The sequence below is a fragment of the Brochothrix campestris genome, assembly GCF_046058945.1.
GTDB classification, from domain to species: domain Bacteria; phylum Bacillota; class Bacilli; order Lactobacillales; family Listeriaceae; genus Brochothrix; species Brochothrix campestris.
The window spans coordinates 2238064-2258475 of sequence record NZ_CP175511.1 but is presented as its reverse complement, the minus strand read 5'-3'; the positions used below and the strand labels follow the sequence as shown (position 1 = coordinate 2258475).

The window sequence follows — 20412 nt, the reverse complement described above, 5'->3', positions numbered from 1 at the left end:
ATGATGAGACGGTGTTTCAGCTATAAATTATTAAAAAGCAGCATGTGTTCCTGAATAAGGAGACGCCTGCTGTTTTTTTTGTGATAATGTAACGGAGCATGACTGCTAGTGATTTCGTGCGAGTGTCGTCTAAATCAGTTATAATGATTATATGATTAAAAAGATAACGTAGTAATCCGATAGATGAACCAAAGAGAGGGGATTGACCATGAGCGAGAAAAAAATACTTGTTGTTGATGATGAAAAGCCAATCGCAGACATCGTTGATTTTAATTTAACTAAAGAAGGTTATGAGGTTGAGGTTGCCTATGATGGGGATGAAGCGTTGGATAAAGTTGAGGCCTTTCAACCAGACCTTGTCTTACTCGATATCATGTTACCTGGCCGTGATGGGATGGAAGTGTGTCGAGAAATCCGCAAAAAATATGATATGCCGATTATTATGGTCACAGCAAAGGATTCCGAGTTCGATAAGGTATTAGGTCTTGAATTAGGCGCCGATGATTATGTAACGAAACCATTTAGTAACCGTGAATTAATTGCCCGTGTTAAAGCAAATTTACGCCGACGTTCGAATGCGGAAAATATCCAAAAGCAAGAAAAAATCACCGAGATAAAAATTGGTGCCTTAATTATTCATCCCGAAGCTTACGTCGCTTCGAAACGGGGACAACAAATTGATTTGACACATCGTGAGTTTGAACTGCTCCACTACTTGGCACAACATATTGGACAAGTGATGACGCGTGAAAACTTACTGCAAACCGTGTGGGGGTATGACTACTTTGGCGATGTTCGTACCGTGGATGTAACAGTGAGACGCTTGCGTGAAAAAATTGAAGATACACCAAGTCATCCAACGTGGCTCGTAACAAGACGTGGGGTAGGCTATTATTTACGTAACCCTGAACAGGAGTAGTGCGCTATGAAACGGCTAAAAATATATCAATCGATTCATTTTAAAATTGTCCTTGTATATATGTTACTCGTATTAATTGCAATGCAAATCATTAGTGCCTACTTTGTCCAAAAAGTAGAGCATCAATTAGTATATAATTTTCAGCAATCTATTCGTGACCGTGTGAGCCTGCTCGAAAATAATATTCAAGACGTAATGGACGACGTCGATGATAAGGCAAACACAAGTGCGAAAGAAAAAGAAGAAGCTGCCGAAGTTGAAATTCAAAAGACAATGACGAGTTTTTCGGGTAGTCTTACCAATGTAAGAGAAGTTCGTGTTGTCAATGGTGCTGGTCGTGTCATTGGTACGACCAGTAGCGCCAATCAAACGATGGTTGGACAACAAGCCAAAGACCAGATGATCCGCCGAACGTTATTAAATAACACAAAAGAAGATAATATATTATTGGATAAGGATAAAAAACAGCGTGTATGGGTGATGGCGCAACCATTGAAATTACAAAATGATACCCGCGGTGTTATTTACATTGTTTCTGAAATTGAACCCGTCTATACACAGGTGACTGAAATCACGAGTATCTTTGTCAAAGGGACGATTTTTGCGATGGCAATCACCTGTCTATTAGGTGTCTGGTTGGCGCGTACAATTACGAAACCAATCAAAGAAATGCGCGAACAAGCCGTAGCGATGACGCGAGGGAACTACTCTCGCAAAGTTAAGGTGTATGGGATGGATGAAATTGGTCAATTGGCAAGTGCTTTTAATATTTTGACCCGTAAAGTGCAGGATGCACAAGCGAGTGTTGAAGGTGAAAGTCGCAAATTATCCTCAATTCTTTCGTATATGACTGACGGTGTGATTGCGACCGATCGCCGCGGTAAAATTATGTTAATTAATCGACCAGCCGCGGATATGCTAAAAATAAAACAAGAAGATGCAATGGAACGCTCGATTGCAGAAGTATTAAACATCGATTCCAATTATACGTATGAAAAATTATTGGAAGAAAAAGAGTCGGTCACGATTGATTTATCGACTGAACGTCAAAATTACGTGTTACGCGCCAATTTCTCAGCGATTCAACGGGAAACAGGCTTTATTAATGGCGTCATTGCAGTCTTGCACGATATTACCGAGCAAGAACGAATCGACGCTGAGTTGCGTGAATTTGTTGCGAATGTATCACATGAACTGCGAACACCATTAACGAGTATGGCAAGCTATCTCGAAGCATTAGGAGATGGTGCTTGGAAAGATACAACGATTGCGCCGCATTTTATTCAGGTGACTCAAAATGAGACCGAACGAATGATTCGCTTGGTTAATGACCTGTTGAAATTATCTCGTTTAGATAGCGGACGCACGAAGTTAGAACGCAATTTTGTGCATTTCAATTCATTTTTCAACCAAATAATTGATCGTCACGAGATGTCTAAAAAAGACAGTATTAATTTCAAGCGTTACATTACGACCGAGTATATCTTGATTGAAATCGATGAAGATAAAATTGTGCAAGTCATTGATAATATCATTTCAAATGCCACTAAATATTCTCCAGATGGTGGGACGATTTCATTTTATCTCGCCCGACAAGGCGATGAAATAAAAATTAGTATCCGCGATCAAGGGATGGGGATACCGAAGAATAATTTAGAAAAGATCTTCCAACGTTTTTTCAGGGTCGACAAAGCGCGGTCGCGCGCGATGGGCGGTACAGGTTTAGGTTTAGCAATTTCCAAAGAAATGATCGATGCTCACGGCGGTCGTATTTGGGCTGAAAGTACCGAAGAAAAAGGCACGATTATTTCGTTTACTCTCCCATATGATGATTTTGTTGAGGATGAAGAGGAGGGATGGGAGTGAAAAAGAAAAGCATTCCCATCTTACTAGCTTTTGTTGTCATCTTAAGTATTGTATTGGCATGGAAAATTTGGAATGCAACACCAGCTTATGAAACGATTACGAGTGATGTGGCAGAAAAAGTAAGTATCGGTCAAAATGAAAGCGGGAGAGCTTTATATAAGCCGAATTTTATTGTCTATCAAAAAAATGATAGTTTTTGGAAAGTGAATTCCCAGAAAACAGCAGATATTGATGCCTTAGTTAAGTCGCAACTGTTCAACAACCTTCACCAGAGCGATACGCTGAGTAAAAAAGCATTGATTGATGCGGAAAACTTACCGAATTCGTTACGGATTAAGTATCATGTTGCCATTCCTTACGTCGTGTATCAGCAAATGACGAATCATTTGGATACTAGCAATATTGATGAAGACGATACCTTCGATGAAATTATTTTTTCGTTTGATAAGAAGAAAGGAAACGTCAGTTTCATTAATTCACAGACACGTACACTCGTTGTGGCTGATGTGACATCAGAGGCGCTGAGAAAACTGAATGAACGGTATCAAGCAAAAGAAACACGGGCGATTTTACCAATCGTCTTAAAACGATTCACGTTTAATTCCTCGTCAGAGCCGATTGTACTCGCTAAAAAGACATATGTGGCCGAAGCTTTGTCAATTGCGAAGTTTCAACAGGCGTTATTAAATAAAGCAGATCCGGCGATGATCAGTAACAACGATAAGGTGCGTGAATATATTAATGGCAGTGTTTTATTACGCTATGATTTAGTGAATGGGATGTTGCTCTATGTTAATCCAGCCCAAGAAATAACGGAGACTAAAAAAGCACAGGCAGATAAGGCACATGTTATTAATGAAAGCATTAGCTATATTAACAGTCATAGTGGTTTCACAGGGGATTTTATCATAGATGATTATGATGATACAAAAGCTGAAGTGAGCTATCGTTTGAGTATTAATAATATTCCAGTCTATAGCGACTTTGGAGGCTCGTTGATCAAGACTACTTCAGGGAGCTCAAATATTTATCGCTATCAGCGTCCCATGTTTGAGCTCAGTACCGGTATTCCATCAGAAGATGTTAAGATGACATTGAAAAGTCCGACAGAAGCGCTTGAAAACCTACGAGATAAACTCGGCACACTAGATAATGTGAATGGTTTGAATGTCGTCTATGTGATGAAAAGAAGCGGGGCAGAAGCGTCATTAGTAACGTTAGAACCGCACTGGGTGTATTATGTCAACGGCAACTATGAGATATTAGAATAAAGGGAGGTTCAGTTAATGGAATGGCGAAAAACGCTTGTTATCTTTGTTGTCGTATTTATGTTGCTCGATGTCTATCTCCTGTTTTTATTGTATATGAAACAGCAGGAAAATGAATTAGACGCATTGAGTCACACGAGTTTTGAAGATAGCTTAGTCGAACGTGGTATTAAGATTGATCAAGCCGATTTCAAAACATTTCCTAAACAAGCCCATTATTTGAGTGCTCATTACAAACAGTTTGCCCTCAAAGACCTTAAGTCCCTTACTAAGCAAAAGTTTCAACTAGTGGATAATAATAAAATGATAAGCAGTGATATTACCGATGAGGTCAAAGCGGAAGCACCGAATTTCACAGTGCTTAAAAGTTATGTTGCCAATAATATTTATCAAGGTGCGTCTTATCATTTATCGACCTATGATAAGACGACGAATGAAATCGTCTTTAGCCAACACTATAAGACAAAAAGGTTTGTTTTTGGAGAAGAAGCGAAACTCATCTTTCATTATGAAAAAGGCTACGTTAAGAGCTATCAACAAACCTTGTTGACCGATATTACGCCATTAGAAGGCAGTAATGATTTGATTTCGCCCTTGCAAGGGTTTGAAAGTTTGTTTCAAAACAACAAGGTTGCTGATAAAACAACAGTGCTCGATGTGCAACTGGGCTACTATATTTTGGGCGAACTCGAAAGTTCCAATGTGTATATGCCAGTATGGTATTATACAGTAGAAGTAAATGGTCAAAAGAGTCAATTGATGGTGGATGCCATTGAAGGGCAAGTATTAACAGCAGACATGTCAAATGATACAGAATATACGACAGCGTCTTAGGGGGAAAATGATGGAATTTATAACAAAGACAAGTGCAACGAGTAAAATGCCAGCTGTCGCTGATTTACGTTACTCGTTCTTAACGAGTGGTAGCTCAGGTAATGCGACCTTAATCGAATCGGATAGTCAATTACTCTTGATTGATTGTGGTCATAGTGGTAAGAAGATGGAAGAATTATGCCAATCGGTCGGACGCTCATTAGCCGATGTTGATGCGATGCTCATTACACATGAACATAGCGATCATATTAAAGGTTTAGGCGTCTTAGCACGCAAATATCAGATACCAATCTATGCCAACGAGAAAACATGGCAGGCGATGCCACAGTCAGTTGGTGAAATTGCGACCGATTTAAAATATATCTTTAATGAGGATAGCGTAAAAACATTTGGTTCAATTGATGTCGAGTCGTTCACCGTTTCACATGATGCAGCCAGCCCAATGTTTTATACTTTTCATCAAGGGGCGCATAAGATTGTAACGATGACCGATACGGGCTATGTGAGTGAACGGATGAAGGGTGTGATCCGCAATGCAGATGTCTACTTGTTTGAGAGTAATCACGATGTGGCGATGCTGCGAGCAGGTCGTTATCCATGGAATACGAAACAGCGTATTTTAGGGGATGAGGGCCATTTATCGAATGAAGATGCAGGCATGGCAATGAGTGAAGTAATTGGCGATAAAACGAAGCGCATTTACTTAGGACATTTAAGCCAGGATAATAATATGAAAGATATTGCGCGTATGACAGTGGAACAAACACTAGCTCAACAGGGGATCGCAGTCGGGCCACAGGTGCGTATTTTTGATACCGATCCAAATAAGGCGACACCGTTAACCGGATTGAATCATCTTATTTAAATAGCAGTAATACTGAAAAACACTGGCGACTGGTTAGTGTTTTTCTTCTTTAAATGAAGATGATAAAATCATTTTACAGTTTATTCATAGAAATTTCATGTTTAGAGGGTATAGTAAAAGCATAGAGTAAATGAAAAATAAACGAATTAAAGGAGTCGATTGTTATGACTGAAAATAAAGAATTTGATGAGTTAACAACAGCTGCTGCTGAAGAAACGCTGACTACAAGTGAACCAACAGCGACAGAGGAACCAATAAAAACGGTTGAATCTGAGGGAATGCCGACAGAATCAGCGCCTGTTAAACAAAAGAAAAGCCAAGCCGGTTACTTCTTTAGCGGCTTGGTAGGTGTGTTAGTCGGTGCTTTAATCATCGCTTTATTTGGTGGCAGCTTGATGGGTGGCAATAATAAGGGTGCAACACCGTTAGCTGGTTCAGATACAAAAACAACCCAATCGAGCAATGTCAAAAAAGTATCGGTTGATGCGACATCATCTGTTACCGACGCCGTGAAAAAAGCCGAAGATGCGGTTGTTAGTGTTTTGAACTATCAAAAACAAAGCAATGGCTTAGATGATATTTTAGGCGGATCAAATGGTAGTCGTAATAGCCAAACAGCAACCTCAGATGAAGCGGTTGAATCCGGTTCTGGTTCCGGTGTTATTTATAAGAAAGAAAAAGGCTATGCTTATATCGTGACCAATAACCATGTTATTGCCGATGCAGACTCGCTTGAAGTAATACTATCAAGCGGTAAAAAAGCGGAAGCGAAATTAATTGGCGCGGATGCGTGGACAGATTTAGCCGTCTTACGAATTAAAGATACCGACGTAAAAAAAGTTGCGACCTTCGGAGATTCAGCCGCCCTTAAAACCGGTGAAGCAGCGATTGCAATTGGTAGCCCATTAGGGACCGCCTATGCCGGATCAGTTACACAAGGAATTATTTCAGGTATTGACCGGACTGTTCCAGTTGATATTGATAGTGATGGTAACAGTGACTGGGAAACAAATGTTATTCAAACCGATGCGGCGATTAACCCTGGTAACAGTGGGGGGGCCTTAATTAACATTGATGGACAAGTGATTGGGATTAACTCAATGAAACTATCGTCATCAGATGTTGAAGGCATTGGTTTTGCGATTCCGATTAATGATGCCGAACCAATTATTACAGCCCTTCAAACAAATGGAAAAGTAACACGTCCGTCATTAGGCGTAACCTTACGTGATTTGAATACCATAGCAGCGACACAATTAGTTGATGTGCTTAAATTACCAGAATCAATCACGAGTGGTGTCATGGTACAAAATGTATCAAACGCCTCTGCAGCCGCTGATGCTGGGATGAAAACGTATGATGTGATTGTGAAATTTGCTGGTGCGGATGTGAAAGATTCGATGTCATTACGTAAAGCGCTCTATAATCAAAAACTAACAATCGGTGATACGGTTGATGTTGAGATCTATCGCGACGGTAAAAAACAAACAATTAAAGTAAAACTGAAAGAGTCAGATGCCTTGAGTGCTAGTTAATTAAGAGAAACGTTCGTAACGTCATCGTTACGAACGTTTTTTTTACAGTTATCCACAAAATGAGGTTCGTCTGTGTATAACTGTCGTTGAAAATGTGGATAAAATAATTTATACTAAGGAAAGATGGAGGTTTTAAAAAAATGAATAAAACTGATAAAGCTTACTACGCTTGTGATGAACATGTCGATTATATCTTGGATGACTATATTTATGCAGAGGGGACCTTCCCGCAAATAAATAAGATTGAACCAAATGACCTGTGGATAACCTGTGAGTACTGCCAAAATAAGAGTGTTTATCTAGTGGGGAACGTAAGTTCGCCTACAAAATGTGGATAAAAGTGTGGATTGTGTGGATAAGAGATTGTGCATAACATTGTGGAAAAGGATGATAAACTGTGAATATAACGATTATTTCTGTGGGTAAGTTGAAAGAAAAGTATTTAAAGCAAGGGATTGAAGAATATGCGAAGCGTTTAACGAAGTATTGTAAGTTTAAAGTCATCGAAGTGCCGGATGAGAAAGCGCCTGAAAACCTCAGTGAGGCTGAGATGCTACAAGTGAAAGACAAAGAAGGTGAACGGATTCTCGCCAAAGTAAAAGAGCAGGATTATGTGTTCGCGCTCGCGATTAACGGCAAACAAAATAGCTCTGAGGAAATGGCACAGCAAATTGACCAACTCGGTATTCAAGGAAAGAGCAGCATCGTCTTTATTATTGGTGGCTCACTCGGTTTGAGTGAAGCGGTGTTAGCGAAAAGTAACCAACTGATCTCATTCGGTAAGTTGACCTATCCACATCAGTTGATGAAGTTAGTGTTGGTGGAGCAAATTTATCGGAGTTACCGGATTATTCATGGTCATGCGTATCATAAGTAAGTATTCTATCTAAAAGAGGTGCTTTTAAAAGCACCTCTTTTTATTAAGTCGTTTCGCATCAAAAAAGGAGGTGTATACCCTCAATAAATCATAATGTGGCACACGCCGATCATCCCGGTGTTTTTTTATTGGAAAATCAGTTGAGTCAGGGCAAATCCAGATGATACGCCACTTGTTTAAAGTTATGATAAAACCATCGTATTATTTAATGATTGATTTAGCGACCCTGTATATAAATTGGATTGAGAATGTAGTGCAATACTAAAGCGTGACCTTTTCGGTTATTTAAGACTAGTCAACAACATCAGGAAGATGGTGAGTATAATCGCAACAGACATAAAACTAGATACGATATTACAAAATGAAGAGTTTAAGGATTTATTTCAAGCACAAGAAACGAAAATTGAAAAAACAGAAATAGATAGTTTTATGAGTGAATGTCGTCGTGAAATCGGTAAAAGTATTTTGCAAACGTTTGGATTAGGGATGACCTATGACCAATTTAAACAAGGTGGTAATCTTACAACACTGCACAATGCAAACAACTGTGTTTTTGCTAACGAGGAAATTAAACAGCAATATACGACTAAGTTTGATCGTAAGGCTTACGAAAAAGATTTTCCTAAAATGCGAAAAGAACTTTTTAAAAATAATAAAATTATCAAAGATGATTACACTCGGAAGCATTTGAAAAAAGATAGTCGAACACATATCGACCATGTTGTTTCGGCAAAATCGATTCATGACAATGATAAAGCAAGGCTTTATATGACAGCAGATCAACGCAATGATATGGCGACTCATCATAAAAATTTAGCAGTAACTAATGGGAGTGTCAATCAATCTAAAGGGGCGAAATCATTAGAAGATTGGATGCATAGCAGTAATAAAAAGACCGGGTATGATAATGCAACAACCTATGGGGTTGATGTAAAAAAAACCACAGAAATCGGTAAGCAAGCAAATAAACGCCGATAGTAAAATTAAGCTAGACAAATGACCTATAAACATCTCTACACCAAATGTACTTGTAATGATAGAAGCCTATTTCCAAACGAAACAATCTGTTTTAACCGGATTGAAGAGACTAGGATGTTCAAGACAACGATTGATAATGTCTACAATTTTTTTAAGAAAGGTTCCTCAGCCAGTGATTATTATCAAAAATACAAAGAAAATAAAACATATTGTGGCAGACGACCTATCATTTTAAGTACGGATCAACAAACTTACATTCAGAAAATGACAGCTAAAGGCTGGACACCTGATGTGATTATTGGTCGTGCTGAGATACCTATCTCATGTTCTGTTAGAACGCTCTATCGCCTATTTAAAGCGAACGACTTCGATATCACAAAGCTACCAATGAAAGGTAAACGTAAGCCAAACGGACACAACGAACGTCGCGGAAGGCAAGCATTTAAGCGTAATATTTCGGAACGATTGACTGATTATACGCAATTCAATCAAGAATTTGGACACTTGGAAGGTGATACAATTGTCGGTGTTCATCATAAAAGTGCTGTTATCACGTTAGTTGAGCGACTTTCAAAAGTGATAATCACATTAAAACCAGAAGGTCGTAAAGCAGCAGATATCGAAAAAGCAACGACTGCTTGGTTACAATCTATTCCCAAACATATGTTTAAATCAATCACGTTTGATTGTGGAAAAGAATTCTCAAACTGGAAAGAAATGAGTAACTCGAATGATATCTCTATCTATTTTTCGGATCCTGGAACACCTTCACAACGCGGTCTAAACGAAAATTCTAATGGCATTTTGCGTCGAAATGGCTTGCCAAAAAAGATGGACTTTAACCAAGTTGACCAAAACTTCATTTCAGCTGTTGCTTCAAAAAGAAATCACATACCAAGAAAATCATTAAACTACCGGACACCATTGGAAGTGTTTTTGAGTGACGTAAATGAAGAACAATTGTCCAGCTTAATTTGACAAATAAGAGAATAAAATTATTAAGGTAACAGAAACAGAAGTATTTATTAGTCGCGCAGGCAATAGTGTCGTGACTGTTAAAAAAACAAGCTTGGATTTCACACCAGAAGTTGGTACAGAAGTAGATGTGTATCCAGTCGGTGATGATTTTGTGATTAATGTTAAAGAAATCGTCGCAACAGCATCAACAACCAATTCTTTAGCCGGTATTAATGATAAAGCAAAACAATTATCACAGTCCTCTAATAGTCGGTACTTTCAAATGTGCGGCTGGGCTGCAGCGATTATTTCAATCTTTTTCTTACCGATTGTATTTGGTGTTGTGGGTGCAATCTGTGGCTTTATTTACTCAAAAACAAACCAGAAACAAGGACGGCTCATTATAATTGTCTCCGCAATCTGCTTTGTCATTAGCATTGTGATCCTGATGTTTGGTGGCAATGAGGAAATGGTCTACTACCGCTATTAAAAGATACGTTGAAAGAGGGAATCATCTAAGAGCGATGCGAGGGTTACCTCGCATCGCTTTTTATAGTTTAAGGAAGAACTCAATTTAACGTGTGGGAATAGTTGGTTCAGATGTTTATTTTTCTATAAAACAGGGAAGTGTTAGTACATAAGAACGTATAAGGCTTGTTTTTTTGACACAGATAAAGTGCAATTTAATATCTTAAAGTGATGATTTTTAGAATTATTTTCAGAGAAACAGTGAAATGTTATGCGAGTTCTTTCTATATTAAATGTTTTGACAGCAGAATAAAGTTTGGCGAGAATAATTAGCTGGTATCGAATAGAAAAGAAATAGTAATTTAAACGAGACCCGTTAGCTGCTTTACAAAAAACATCGTTTTTCTATTGCAGTTTTTTAATTAATTGAAAAACTAATAGAAACGACAGACGTTAACCAGTTTAACTAATATAACGATGTGTATTCGTTAGCAGATAATGCATAATGACAGTTAACTTTTTAGTACTCTAATGTCATTTGTCGGAAATGTTTGTTAAAAGGAAAATACTATTTCGAGATGATTAATTAAGATATATGCAGTACTGATAATTGAATGAGAGGGGGCGTTTTATGTTATCACTATTACATACGTATGTCGTAGTTTATGAATTGCGTAATTTTTCTCAGGCTGCCAAAATATTATACATATCACAACCTACGGTTTCGATTCATATCCAAAAGTTAGAAGAAATAACACAAACAAAGCTCTTTGTTCGCAATGAGAAAAAAGGTGTAGAACCGACTGAATTTGGCGACGTTTTTTATGAAAAAGCGTTACTAATGATAAATGAATGGGAAGAAACAATTGAAGAATTACAGCAAAAAAAACGAGAACGTCAACAAATTAAGATTTTAATATCACATTCTATCGCAGAATTGTATTTTAATGAATTTATTCCCAAATTAATTATTACTTTTCCACAGTTAGATTTTTCTTTTTTTATCAAAAATTCCGAAGAAATTATACACACTGTTACACAATCAAACGAGGTGATTGGTTTAATTGAAAAACCGACCAATCGTCTAGATTTGAAAGAGTTAGTTATTATAAAAGATGAAATGATTCATGTCGGACAAACGAATTCCCCATATTGGCTAATGCGGGAAAAAAATTCAGGTGTTAGATATTATCAAGATCTATATCTTGATAAAAATGAAATTAGCGCGAATAAGATTGTTACAAATAATTTGAGTTTTATTTTCAAGTTGCTCAAAAGTAATATTGGACAAACAATCGTCTCGAAAAAAGCATTGGCGTATTTGCCACAATTAGATTGGCAACCAACGAATCTTTGGCGTAATTTAATCATGATTCAAAAGAAAATGCACGTAGAAAATAGTTTGAATGAGGAAATCGCAGCCTTTTTGGCGGCTGAATTTAAAGCGGCTGAAATACGCCGACAAATAGCGATGGAAAAGATTGAGAGCAGTTAAGCTGAATAGGAGAAAAGGTGCAAGTATACTAAGAATGTACATGAACTATCTTCAAAGAGAAAGGGAATTTAATGCTACGTTGTCTATAATCAAAAAACCATCCAACATGTATGAGTGTTGGATGGTTTTTTGATTATGCAGTGGGGGGGAAGTTATTTTTTAAGGTTTTACAAATAAATTGGGAGAGCGCCTTTAGTGTGTCATCTTCAGTAACGAGAGGATTACTGACCAGCGTTAAAGAGCGACTAATATTGGTCGGCTCCCAAGGAATTCCGGGTAAATTTTCAAGAGCTTTTTTTGATACCAATGTTTGCCCAATGTTGTTTTGTAAAAGTTTGTAAATAAAACTGATATTGTTCGTTGAGAGCTTATTTAAGTCGAGCTTATGTTGGTCAAAATAAAGTTCTTGGTAAAAATGCAGACCTGAATGAGGTTCGCGCATTAGCCAGTAAGGTGAATTGACATCACCGACATGTACGAGTTCATCGTTCAGAAGTGCATTCGCGGTTAATTTTTTATGAGTAAGTGGCTTTTCAATCAATCCGAGCGTTTTACTATTCTGTATTACTTCGTTGATAATATCTTCTGAGTTATATACACGGAAATCAAAATCGATATCGGGAAAACAAGAAATCAAAAGAGGAATAAAGTCATTGAAATAACCTTCAGCAATTGAATGAGACATTAAAATGCTCATACGTTTCCGCTTGTTTTTTGTTTGTTGCAACTCATTCATAGTGCAATTCCAATAATTAACTAAATAACGAGATCGTTCATAAAAAAGGACGCCGAACGGGGTCGGAACGATACCGTTTTTGTCGTGTCGAACGAACAGTGGGGTATCCGTGAGTTCTTCTAAGCGGTGAATATGAGTAGAAACAGTCGGCTGAGAAATATAAAGTAGGGCTGCAGCTTGTGAAAAACTCTTCTTTTCATATACAGCTATGAAGGTATGAAGTAGTGATAGCATAATTGTTGCTCCTTATCATTAAGTGTTGTTTAGATATTGGCAAGTATAGCATGGAATAATTTCTGAATACACGAACAGAACTATTGTCTTTTTTGATATCGGTATTACTCATCCGTATTTCCCATTTATTGTGTTTGATAGGAACGCCGATAGTAAAATTAAGCTAGACAAATAAAAAAGTCATTTGTGCGACACTCAAAATAGTTCCGACCAAAGAATTATTAGGAGTGTAGACAAATGACCTATAAACATCTCTACACCAAATGTACTTGTAATGATAGAAGCCTATTTCCAAACGAAACAATCTGTTTTAACCGGATTGAAGAGACTAGGATGTTCAAGACAACGATTGATAATGTCTACAATTTTTTTAAGAAAGGTTCCTCAGCCAGTGATTATTATCAAAAATACAAAGAAAATAAAACATATTGTGGCAGACGACCTATCATTTTAAGTACGGATCAACAAACTTACATTCAGAAAATGACAGCTAAAGGCTGGACACCTGATGTGATTATTGGTCGTGCTGAGATACCTATCTCATGTTCTGTTAGAACGCTCTATCGCCTATTTAAAGCGAACGACTTCGATATCACAAAGCTACCAATGAAAGGTAAACGTAAGCCAAACGGACACAACGAACGTCGCGGAAGGCAAGCATTTAAGCGTAATATTTCGGAACGATTGACTGATTATACTCAATTCAATGAAGAATTTGGACACTTGGAAGGTGATACAATTGTCGGTGTTCATCATAAAAGTGCTGTTATCACGTTAGTTGAGCGACTTTCAAAAGTGATAATCACATTAAAACCAGAAGGTCGTAAAGCAGCAGATATCGAAAAAGCAACGACTGCTTGGTTACAATCTATTCCCAAAAACATGTTTAAATCAATCACGTTTGATTGTGGAAAAGAATTCTCAAACTGGAAAGAAATGAGTAACTCGAATGATATCTCTATCTATTTTGCGTATCCTGGAACACCTTCACAACGCGGTCTAAACGAAAATTCTAATGGCATTTTGCGTCGAAATGGCTTGCCGAAAAAGATGGACTTTAACCAAGTTGACCAAAACTTCATTTCAGCTGTTGCTTCAAAAAGAAATCACATACCAAGAAAATCATTAAACTACCGGACACCATTGGAAGTGTTTTTGAGTGACGTAAATGAAGAACAATTGTCCAACTTAATTTGACAAATAAGATAATATTTGTATTAGCCATTTAGTTGGTCGTGTAACTAACAGCATTCGTCCTTTATTACCACAGGACAAACTTAATCAGTTCGATTCCTCCTGCGATAGAACTGAGTGGGCTTCGTTGAAGTCACACTTATGGCTATAGCGAATGGTAATAGTGCTATCCGAAATATCTATTTCACATTGAGAGGTAGACAGGATAGTATTAAGGTTATAGCAGAACGAATACCGATTTATCCATATGAATCCATGCATAAATTTGGTTCGGGAAATTGTGAGCTAGCTGTTATCGAATTCATAGTAAAAATAAATGATGGAGGGAACCGCATGAAAAGAAAAAGCAGGTATTTTCTGATGGTAATTATTATGATTGCCACGTTATTTGTAGGTGAAACAGTCACTTTTGCCTCTCAAATAATAACAAGCGAACCACAAACAAGCGCAAGCAAAGAAGATACAAGCGCAAGCAAAGAAGATACAAGCGCAAGCAAAGAAGATACAAGCGCAAGCAAAGAAGAAACAAGCGCAAGCAAAGAAGAAACAAGCGCAAGCAAAGAAGAAACAAGCGCAAGCAAAGAAGAAACAAGCGCAAGCAAAGAAGAAACAAGCGCAAGCAAAGAAGAAACAAGCGCAAGCAAAGAAGAAACAAGCGCAAGCAAAGAAGAAACAAGCGCAAGCAAAGAAGAAACAAGCGCAAGCAAAGAAGAAACACCTAAACAGAAAGCAAAAGCAACACGTGCAGGTACTGCTATATCAACATGGGAAGAGTTGAGAGCTGCCTATGCAGATGGAACAGTCACAGCGGTTTCCTTAAGTAATGATATTACACGTACCACCGGAGATCTTGCCGCAGGACGTAACACTGACTTCAGTATCGAAGGGAATGGCTATAACCTCGATTTAGGTAATCAAGTCTTTCGAGTGCAACAGTCAGCAACGGCAACCTTTTCAATTAGTAATATTAAAACATTATCAACAACAGCCGGTAGAGTAACTGGTATCGTATCTTCCGGGGATGCTAACACAGCATTATCGGGTTGGACAATTAACTTCACTGATGTTAATAGTGCTTTAGATAATCAAACTCGAATCGCTTCTGTATCCGGTGGACAATTAAATTTAGCCGGTAATATTACGTGGTACACCGCTACGGAAATGGCTGTTATCGACGGTGTTAAAATCGAAGATAATGCGAAAGTTATCGGTTTTAAACAAACAGCCCATGATGATAGATCGTTTTTCTGGTTTGCACAAGCTGGCATGAGAGAAGACAGTGCGGGATCACATGACTTTGTTATTGGAAAGAATGCAACGGGTAGCTTTAAAATGACCGGTTCAGGCGTAGCATTTCCGGTTGTATTCGCTTACTACAATGAAATTCATTTAGAAGAGGGCGCGACTTATAATGCGACCATGCCAGGTAATGCATTTAGATCCGACTACTATAAAAGCAGCTTCGTCGCTGATGGGAAAAATAAGATTAACATCACATCTTTATCATCAGGCCAGTCGCCAGTGTCGTTTAATTCAAATGTTAAGACAGGTGAAGATTCACGGTTTTATGTAGGACCAGAAAGTGAATTTTATATTATCGGTAATACGAATAGCCGATTGTTTGACGCTAGTATTGCCAATGATGCAAGACGAACAACAATTACGATTGATACACCAAAAAACTACGATTTACGTAATTCGAGTACAGCAACAAATGCAAATTCTAGTATCGCAAACACAAACTTTAAAGAATTTTCAATTAAAAATTCGGACGTGAACGTATGGGAACTAAAAGACCAGGTCTTAGGACCTGCAACATACGGTGGTAGCAAGGTTGATTATGTTACTCGACTAGCCAATGGTACGGTTACATCGAGTGATAGTGGTTTACAATCGATCTTTAGTGTAGAAGGATTACGTCGTATTAGTGGGCTGAACCAAGATCCTGAGTTCGAGTTCAATGATGTAACAAACGCTGAATATTCAATCAGCGGAAAAGTTATTTTAGGTTATGTACCTGATGAGAACGGTATGGATGATGAAGGTAACTTCCATTACATCCCTGTTTACGCAGGAAAGGACCAAGGTATTGTTGAATTGAAAGATTCATATAGTGTGCTCCATCCCGATCTTAAAACAGATGAAACTGGAGAAGTTAAATATACGGGTGATAAATTAAATCTACAAGATAAGGTGGTAACGGCCCTTTCAGCGAACGGCGCCCATATTCAACAAGAGCAGTCCGAGTATACAGTTGTTGATGTTACACCACCTGAACCAACTGAGTTGTTGACGAAACGTGTTTCTGTTAACACGACAACCTTAAAAGGGACTGGTGAGGTTGGTGCAACCGTTTATCTAGAACTAAACGGTACGCTTTTATCGCCTGTTACAACAGAAGTTGATGCAGATGGTAATTGGAGTATGGAGATTCCGACTGGAACCTTTGTGAAAGATATGACAGGTCAACTGTTATTAGAAGATAAGGCTGGTAAAGCCGATATTGATTCACCACCGGAGACTAATTCGGATAAAGGTAACATTAATCCAAGAGAAGATCTTACGTATAAGGATGTTACTTTTAAAGCGGGTACGAAATTTGTTGTTGAAAATCTTGCACCAGAAATAACAATTGGTGCACCAGTAAAAGACGGTGAAACGTATGAGTATTATCCCGAAAATCATGCAGCCTTAGGTGGAATAGTCGAAGTTGTTGCAAATGTCCGTGATCTTGATAGTGAAACGTTCACTACCTACATTGAAGTTGATGGCGGAGCGCCAGAATCTTTAGGTATTAAACCTGGAGGTAATGAGCTGTACCGTGATGTTTCGAGAGAATACACCGAAGAAGAAATTCAAGAGATTCTAGCGGATAACGAACCGCATCAATTCACGATGTATGCTACCGACAGTGATGGCGCTACATCAGAAAAAGTATCAATTATGATGATTTGGCCAGATAAAGGTGAATTAGTAATGAAGTCAGTACCTGACGTATCATTTGGCAATCAAGAAATAAATACGATTGATAAGAGCTTTTATGTGGAATCGAAATCAGATGATTTAATCATTGAGGATACCCGTAAAGAAGTATCAAGTTGGAAGGTTAACGCTCAAATCGAGCAAGAGTTAACCAATCAAGACACCAATAAAGTGATCCCTTCAGTTATTCGTTATGACAATCAAGTGATATCGGCAGATAAATTAACGATATTTGAAAAAAATGATCCAACTAAAGGGACATTCAACCTATCTGAAAAATGGATTGAAGATCAAAAAGGTCTAAATCTCTTCTTACCAGTAGGTAAAATAAGTAGCGGTGATTATGATGCCAGTATTATCTGGTCATTAGAAGACACGGTTGCAAATGAAAATTAACACATAACACTTAAGTAATATATTACTCGTTGTTTACAACGAGCTAAAATATAAAAAATTGATAAGAAAAAGGAGATTATTAAAATGACAAACATTCAAAAATTTGGTAAATCAGTAGCAATCATGACAATCTTAAGCAGTGCCATTATCGGGGGTGTCGCAACAGTATCAGCAGACGAAGCAGTGGGTTCACTTAATTCTCACTCAGCGATTAAATTCATCCCAAACACTGACCCAACAGGTCCAGTCGATCCAACAGACCCAACAGAGCCAGTTGATCCAACCGATCCAGTATTACCGATTGAACCAGGAACACCAGGACCATTAAGCATTGACTTTGCTTCAAACTTCAACTTTGGTATTCAAAAAATCACATCAACTGATGAAGATTACTTTGCCTATTCACAAGGTGTAAACGATGCAGCTGGCGAAGCATCATTCCGTCCACACTACGTACAAGTAACAGATAACCGTGGAGACGCTGCTGGTTGGGTATTAACAGTTAAGCAAGATGGAGAATTCACAGCAACTGATGCAGATGCTAAAAACAAATCATTAGCAGGAACAACGATTTCATTAACAGGTGCTGAAGCAATTTCAGCAGCAACAGGTACGAACAAAGCAACAGTAAATGACTTAGCATTAGCTCCAAACGAAGAGCAAGTTGCAATGACAGCTGCAGAAAATGCTGGTGAAGGTACATGGTTAGCACGTTATGGTAGTGAAGATTCATTATTCAATGACGATAAATCACTTGAAGAAAAAGATGGTGAGTTTGTTGAAACTAGCATGAACAAAAATAACCAGGTTAAATTAACAGTGCCAGGTAAAGTTGCTAAATCTGCAACTCAATATAAAACTGATTTAGTTTGGACATTGTCTGAAGTACCAGGCGGAGAAGAATCAGGCGAATAATCAACTAAACTATTTGTAGAAAATATGTATTTATAGGGGGGCTTTATTAATGAAGTTATTTAAGAAAATCGCAGTATTAGGGATGGCAGTTGTTTTACTTATGGGGTGTGGTACCAAAGTATTGTTTGCATCCGAACTGAATTTTGCTGTAATACCACAGAAACCAAAAAATCAAATTGATCAGAAAAAAGGTTATTTTGATTTAAAAGTAAAGCCGAACCAGTCACAAGAACTGACGGTTCTATTAAAAAACACCACTAATAAAGCAGTCACTATAAAACCGAAAATTGCGACAACGACAACCAATAATGGTGGGGTTGTTGAATACGGTCCAAGTGATAAAAAAAATGATGAAACCTTGAAACATGATATTACTGACATCGTAAAAACGGAGTCTAAGATAACCATCAAGGCAGATTCAACGTATGAGTTAAAGTTAAAAGTGAAAGTGCCAAAGGAATCGTTTAAAGGTAGCATTACCGGCGGTCTGACATTAGAAGAAGAGATTGACAAAAAATCGCAAACAGATTCAGGTAGTGGGATGTCAATTAATAATCGTTATTCGTATGTTGTAGGCATACAATTACGTGAAGATACAAAAACGGTCAAGCCGGAATTAAAACTAAACAAGGTAGGCGCTGATCAACGTAACTATCGTAATATTATTGCAGCCAACATCCAAAATATCGAACCTACTTATGTGAATCAACTGAAAGTCAATGCTGAAATCACTAAAAAAGACAGTGATGAAGTGTTATACAAATCATCGACTGAAAAAATGCAAATGGCACCGAATACGAACTTTGATTATCCAGTAGAACTTGGAAAAGGTGAAAAACTTAAACCAGGTAAATATACGCTTAATATGACGGCAAAGTCATATAAGAATGAATGGCGCTGGACAAAAGATTTTACGATTTCAGGTGACGTTGCAAAAAAATTAAATGAAAAAGATGTGACGATCGAGAAGAGTTACATGATGTACTACATTATTGGTGGTATTATCTTATTACTCTTAATCGCTTTAATCTTATTCTTAGTACGAAAAAAACGTAAAAAACAGGAGGAAAACTAATGAAATTTGAAAAATTCGGTAAGTTCTTAGCAATCGCAACATTATTAACATCAACAGGTGCAGCAACAATTGTTACTGCTCATGCAGCAGAAGGTCAAGATGGTGCAGAATACTCGTCAAATGGTGTCGTTGAATTTGTACCTAACACAGACCCAACAAATCCAGTAGATCCAGAAGAGCCAGGTGAAGGTGTTGACCCAACAGATCCAACAGATCCAGAAGGTCCTAACCCAGGAACACCAGGACCATTAAGCATTGATTTTGCTTCAAGTCTTGATTTCGGTGTCAATAAAATTTCATCAAAAGATGAAACATATTATGCAAATGCTCAAGGTTACTCAGATAAAGATAAGGTAACTGCGAACTATGTTCAAGTATCAGATAACCGTGGCTCATCAGCTGGTTGGTCACTTAAAGTGAAACAAGAACAACAATTTACGAACGCTGACGCAAAATACAGTGAATTAAAAGGTGCAGCAATTACGATTAATGACAGTGTGGCTGTTTCTAACAGTGAAGGCGTTGAAGCACCAACGACACAAGCGAGTATCGTGTTAGAACCTGGTACAGCTGTTTCAGTAATGGACGCTGCCAAAGATGCTGGTGATGGTACTTGGATCAGCCGTTTTGGTAACGTTGAAAAAGTTGCAGTTGAACAAGAAGATGGTTCAACAAAAGACATCGATAAAAACACATCTGTTCAATTAGACGTGCCTGGTAGCACACCTAAATCAGCTGTTGAATACCGTGCAAGCTTAACTTGGATTTTATCAGAAGTAGAAAGCAACTAAACATAACGTCATAGAAAGGAGAAGTTA

Annotated in this window: 16 protein-coding genes and 2 pseudogenes; 17 read left to right on the top strand and 1 reads right to left on the bottom strand. The window is 37.9% G+C overall.

Annotated features, from left to right (window positions below; genetic code table 11):
- Positions 1-208 precede the first annotated feature (208 nt).
- The 12 genes and pseudogenes from yycF (at position 209) to ACJYYY_RS11045 (ending at position 12062) form a co-directional block, all read left to right on the top strand.
- On the top strand, positions 209-919 hold the full coding sequence (gene yycF, locus ACJYYY_RS11100) for a response regulator YycF (protein WP_035315077.1): 711 nt from the start codon (positions 209-211) through the stop codon (positions 917-919).
- A gap of 6 nt (positions 920-925) precedes the next feature.
- Positions 926-2785, top strand: a complete 1860-nt coding sequence (gene walK, locus ACJYYY_RS11095) for a cell wall metabolism sensor histidine kinase WalK (RefSeq protein WP_035315079.1) — start codon at positions 926-928, stop codon at positions 2783-2785.
- Positions 2782-4056 carry a YycH family regulatory protein gene (locus tag ACJYYY_RS11090; protein WP_035315080.1) on the top strand — a complete coding sequence of 425 codons (1275 nt, stop codon included), beginning with the start codon at positions 2782-2784 and terminating at the stop codon, positions 4054-4056. Before walK ends, ACJYYY_RS11090 begins: the two co-directional genes overlap by 4 nt.
- Before the next feature lie 15 nt (positions 4057-4071).
- Positions 4072-4887: a two-component system regulatory protein YycI gene (locus ACJYYY_RS11085; RefSeq protein WP_035315082.1), complete on the top strand. Its 816-nt coding sequence runs from the start codon at positions 4072-4074 to the stop codon at positions 4885-4887.
- A 46-nt stretch (positions 4888-4933) separates the two neighbouring features.
- Positions 4934-5752 carry an MBL fold metallo-hydrolase gene (locus ACJYYY_RS11080; protein ID WP_035315089.1) on the top strand — a complete coding sequence of 273 codons (819 nt, stop codon included), beginning with the start codon at positions 4934-4936 and terminating at the stop codon, positions 5750-5752.
- A gap of 164 nt (positions 5753-5916) precedes the next feature.
- Entirely contained in the window at positions 5917-7287 is a 1371-nt protein-coding gene (locus tag ACJYYY_RS11075) for a S1C family serine protease (protein ID WP_051456997.1), read from the top strand.
- 140 nt (positions 7288-7427) lie between these two features.
- Positions 7428-7625, top strand: coding sequence for a CxxH/CxxC protein (locus ACJYYY_RS11070; protein ID WP_035315083.1), 198 nt, complete (start codon positions 7428-7430; stop codon positions 7623-7625).
- A gap of 59 nt (positions 7626-7684) precedes the next feature.
- Entirely contained in the window at positions 7685-8164 is a 480-nt protein-coding gene (gene rlmH / locus ACJYYY_RS11065) for a 23S rRNA (pseudouridine(1915)-N(3))-methyltransferase RlmH (RefSeq protein WP_035315085.1), read from the top strand.
- Positions 8165-8476: 312 nt separating this feature from the next.
- On the top strand, positions 8477-9142 hold the full coding sequence (locus tag ACJYYY_RS11060) for a hypothetical protein (protein ID WP_408868954.1): 666 nt from the start codon (positions 8477-8479) through the stop codon (positions 9140-9142).
- A gap of 18 nt (positions 9143-9160) precedes the next feature.
- A pseudogene (locus ACJYYY_RS11055) lies at positions 9161-10120 on the top strand (IS30 family transposase).
- A gap of 70 nt (positions 10121-10190) precedes the next feature.
- Positions 10191-10589 carry a hypothetical protein gene (locus ACJYYY_RS11050; protein ID WP_035315648.1) on the top strand — a complete coding sequence of 133 codons (399 nt, stop codon included), beginning with the start codon at positions 10191-10193 and terminating at the stop codon, positions 10587-10589.
- A gap of 609 nt (positions 10590-11198) precedes the next feature.
- Complete coding sequence (locus ACJYYY_RS11045) at positions 11199-12062, top strand: LysR family transcriptional regulator (protein ID WP_408868953.1); 864 nt, start codon at positions 11199-11201, stop codon at positions 12060-12062.
- Between the two features lie 133 nt (positions 12063-12195).
- On the opposite strand, the gene ACJYYY_RS11040 is transcribed toward ACJYYY_RS11045, so the two are convergent.
- A complete protein-coding gene (locus tag ACJYYY_RS11040) occupies positions 12196-13032 on the bottom strand; it encodes a LysR family transcriptional regulator (protein WP_051457067.1) in 837 nt (278 codons plus the stop codon).
- 237 nt (positions 13033-13269) lie between these two features.
- On the opposite strand from ACJYYY_RS11040, the pseudogene ACJYYY_RS11035 reads away from it, so the two are divergent.
- The 5 genes and pseudogenes from ACJYYY_RS11035 to ACJYYY_RS11015 all read left to right on the top strand — a co-directional run bounded on the left by ACJYYY_RS11035 (position 13270) and on the right by ACJYYY_RS11015 (position 20385).
- Positions 13270-14229: pseudogene (locus ACJYYY_RS11035) on the top strand (IS30 family transposase).
- Between the two features lie 357 nt (positions 14230-14586).
- On the top strand, positions 14587-17604 hold the full coding sequence (locus tag ACJYYY_RS11030) for a pectate lyase-like adhesive domain-containing protein (protein ID WP_408868952.1): 3018 nt from the start codon (positions 14587-14589) through the stop codon (positions 17602-17604).
- A gap of 84 nt (positions 17605-17688) precedes the next feature.
- A complete protein-coding gene (locus tag ACJYYY_RS11025; RefSeq protein WP_035315544.1) occupies positions 17689-18519 on the top strand; it encodes a WxL domain-containing protein in 831 nt (276 codons plus the stop codon).
- A 49-nt stretch (positions 18520-18568) separates the two neighbouring features.
- Positions 18569-19594 carry a DUF916 and DUF3324 domain-containing protein gene (locus ACJYYY_RS11020; protein ID WP_408868951.1) on the top strand — a complete coding sequence of 342 codons (1026 nt, stop codon included), beginning with the start codon at positions 18569-18571 and terminating at the stop codon, positions 19592-19594.
- Positions 19594-20385: a WxL domain-containing protein gene (locus ACJYYY_RS11015; RefSeq protein ID WP_051457047.1), complete on the top strand. Its 792-nt coding sequence runs from the start codon at positions 19594-19596 to the stop codon at positions 20383-20385. Before ACJYYY_RS11020 ends, ACJYYY_RS11015 begins: the two co-directional genes overlap by 1 nt.
- Positions 20386-20412 lie beyond the last annotated feature (27 nt).

Coding starts and splice junctions, on each gene's coding strand:
- yycF (WP_035315077.1), top strand. CDS start 209: ATGAGCGAGAAAAAAATACTTGTTGTTGATGATGAAAAGCCAATCGCA.
- walK (WP_035315079.1), top strand. CDS start 926: ATGAAACGGCTAAAAATATATCAATCGATTCATTTTAAAATTGTCCTT.
- ACJYYY_RS11085 (WP_035315082.1), top strand. CDS start 4,072: ATGGAATGGCGAAAAACGCTTGTTATCTTTGTTGTCGTATTTATGTTG.
- ACJYYY_RS11080 (WP_035315089.1), top strand. CDS start 4,934: ATGCCAGCTGTCGCTGATTTACGTTACTCGTTCTTAACGAGTGGTAGC.
- ACJYYY_RS11075 (WP_051456997.1), top strand. CDS start 5,917: ATGACTGAAAATAAAGAATTTGATGAGTTAACAACAGCTGCTGCTGAA.
- ACJYYY_RS11070 (WP_035315083.1), top strand. CDS start 7,428: ATGAATAAAACTGATAAAGCTTACTACGCTTGTGATGAACATGTCGAT.
- ACJYYY_RS11060 (WP_408868954.1), top strand. CDS start 8,477: ATGGTGAGTATAATCGCAACAGACATAAAACTAGATACGATATTACAA.
- ACJYYY_RS11045 (WP_408868953.1), top strand. CDS start 11,199: ATGTTATCACTATTACATACGTATGTCGTAGTTTATGAATTGCGTAAT.
- ACJYYY_RS11040 (WP_051457067.1), bottom strand. CDS start 13,032: ATGCTATCACTACTTCATACCTTCATAGCTGTATATGAAAAGAAGAGT.
- ACJYYY_RS11030 (WP_408868952.1), top strand. CDS start 14,587: ATGGTAATTATTATGATTGCCACGTTATTTGTAGGTGAAACAGTCACT.
- ACJYYY_RS11025 (WP_035315544.1), top strand. CDS start 17,689: ATGACAAACATTCAAAAATTTGGTAAATCAGTAGCAATCATGACAATC.
- ACJYYY_RS11020 (WP_408868951.1), top strand. CDS start 18,569: ATGAAGTTATTTAAGAAAATCGCAGTATTAGGGATGGCAGTTGTTTTA.
- ACJYYY_RS11015 (WP_051457047.1), top strand. CDS start 19,594: ATGAAATTTGAAAAATTCGGTAAGTTCTTAGCAATCGCAACATTATTA.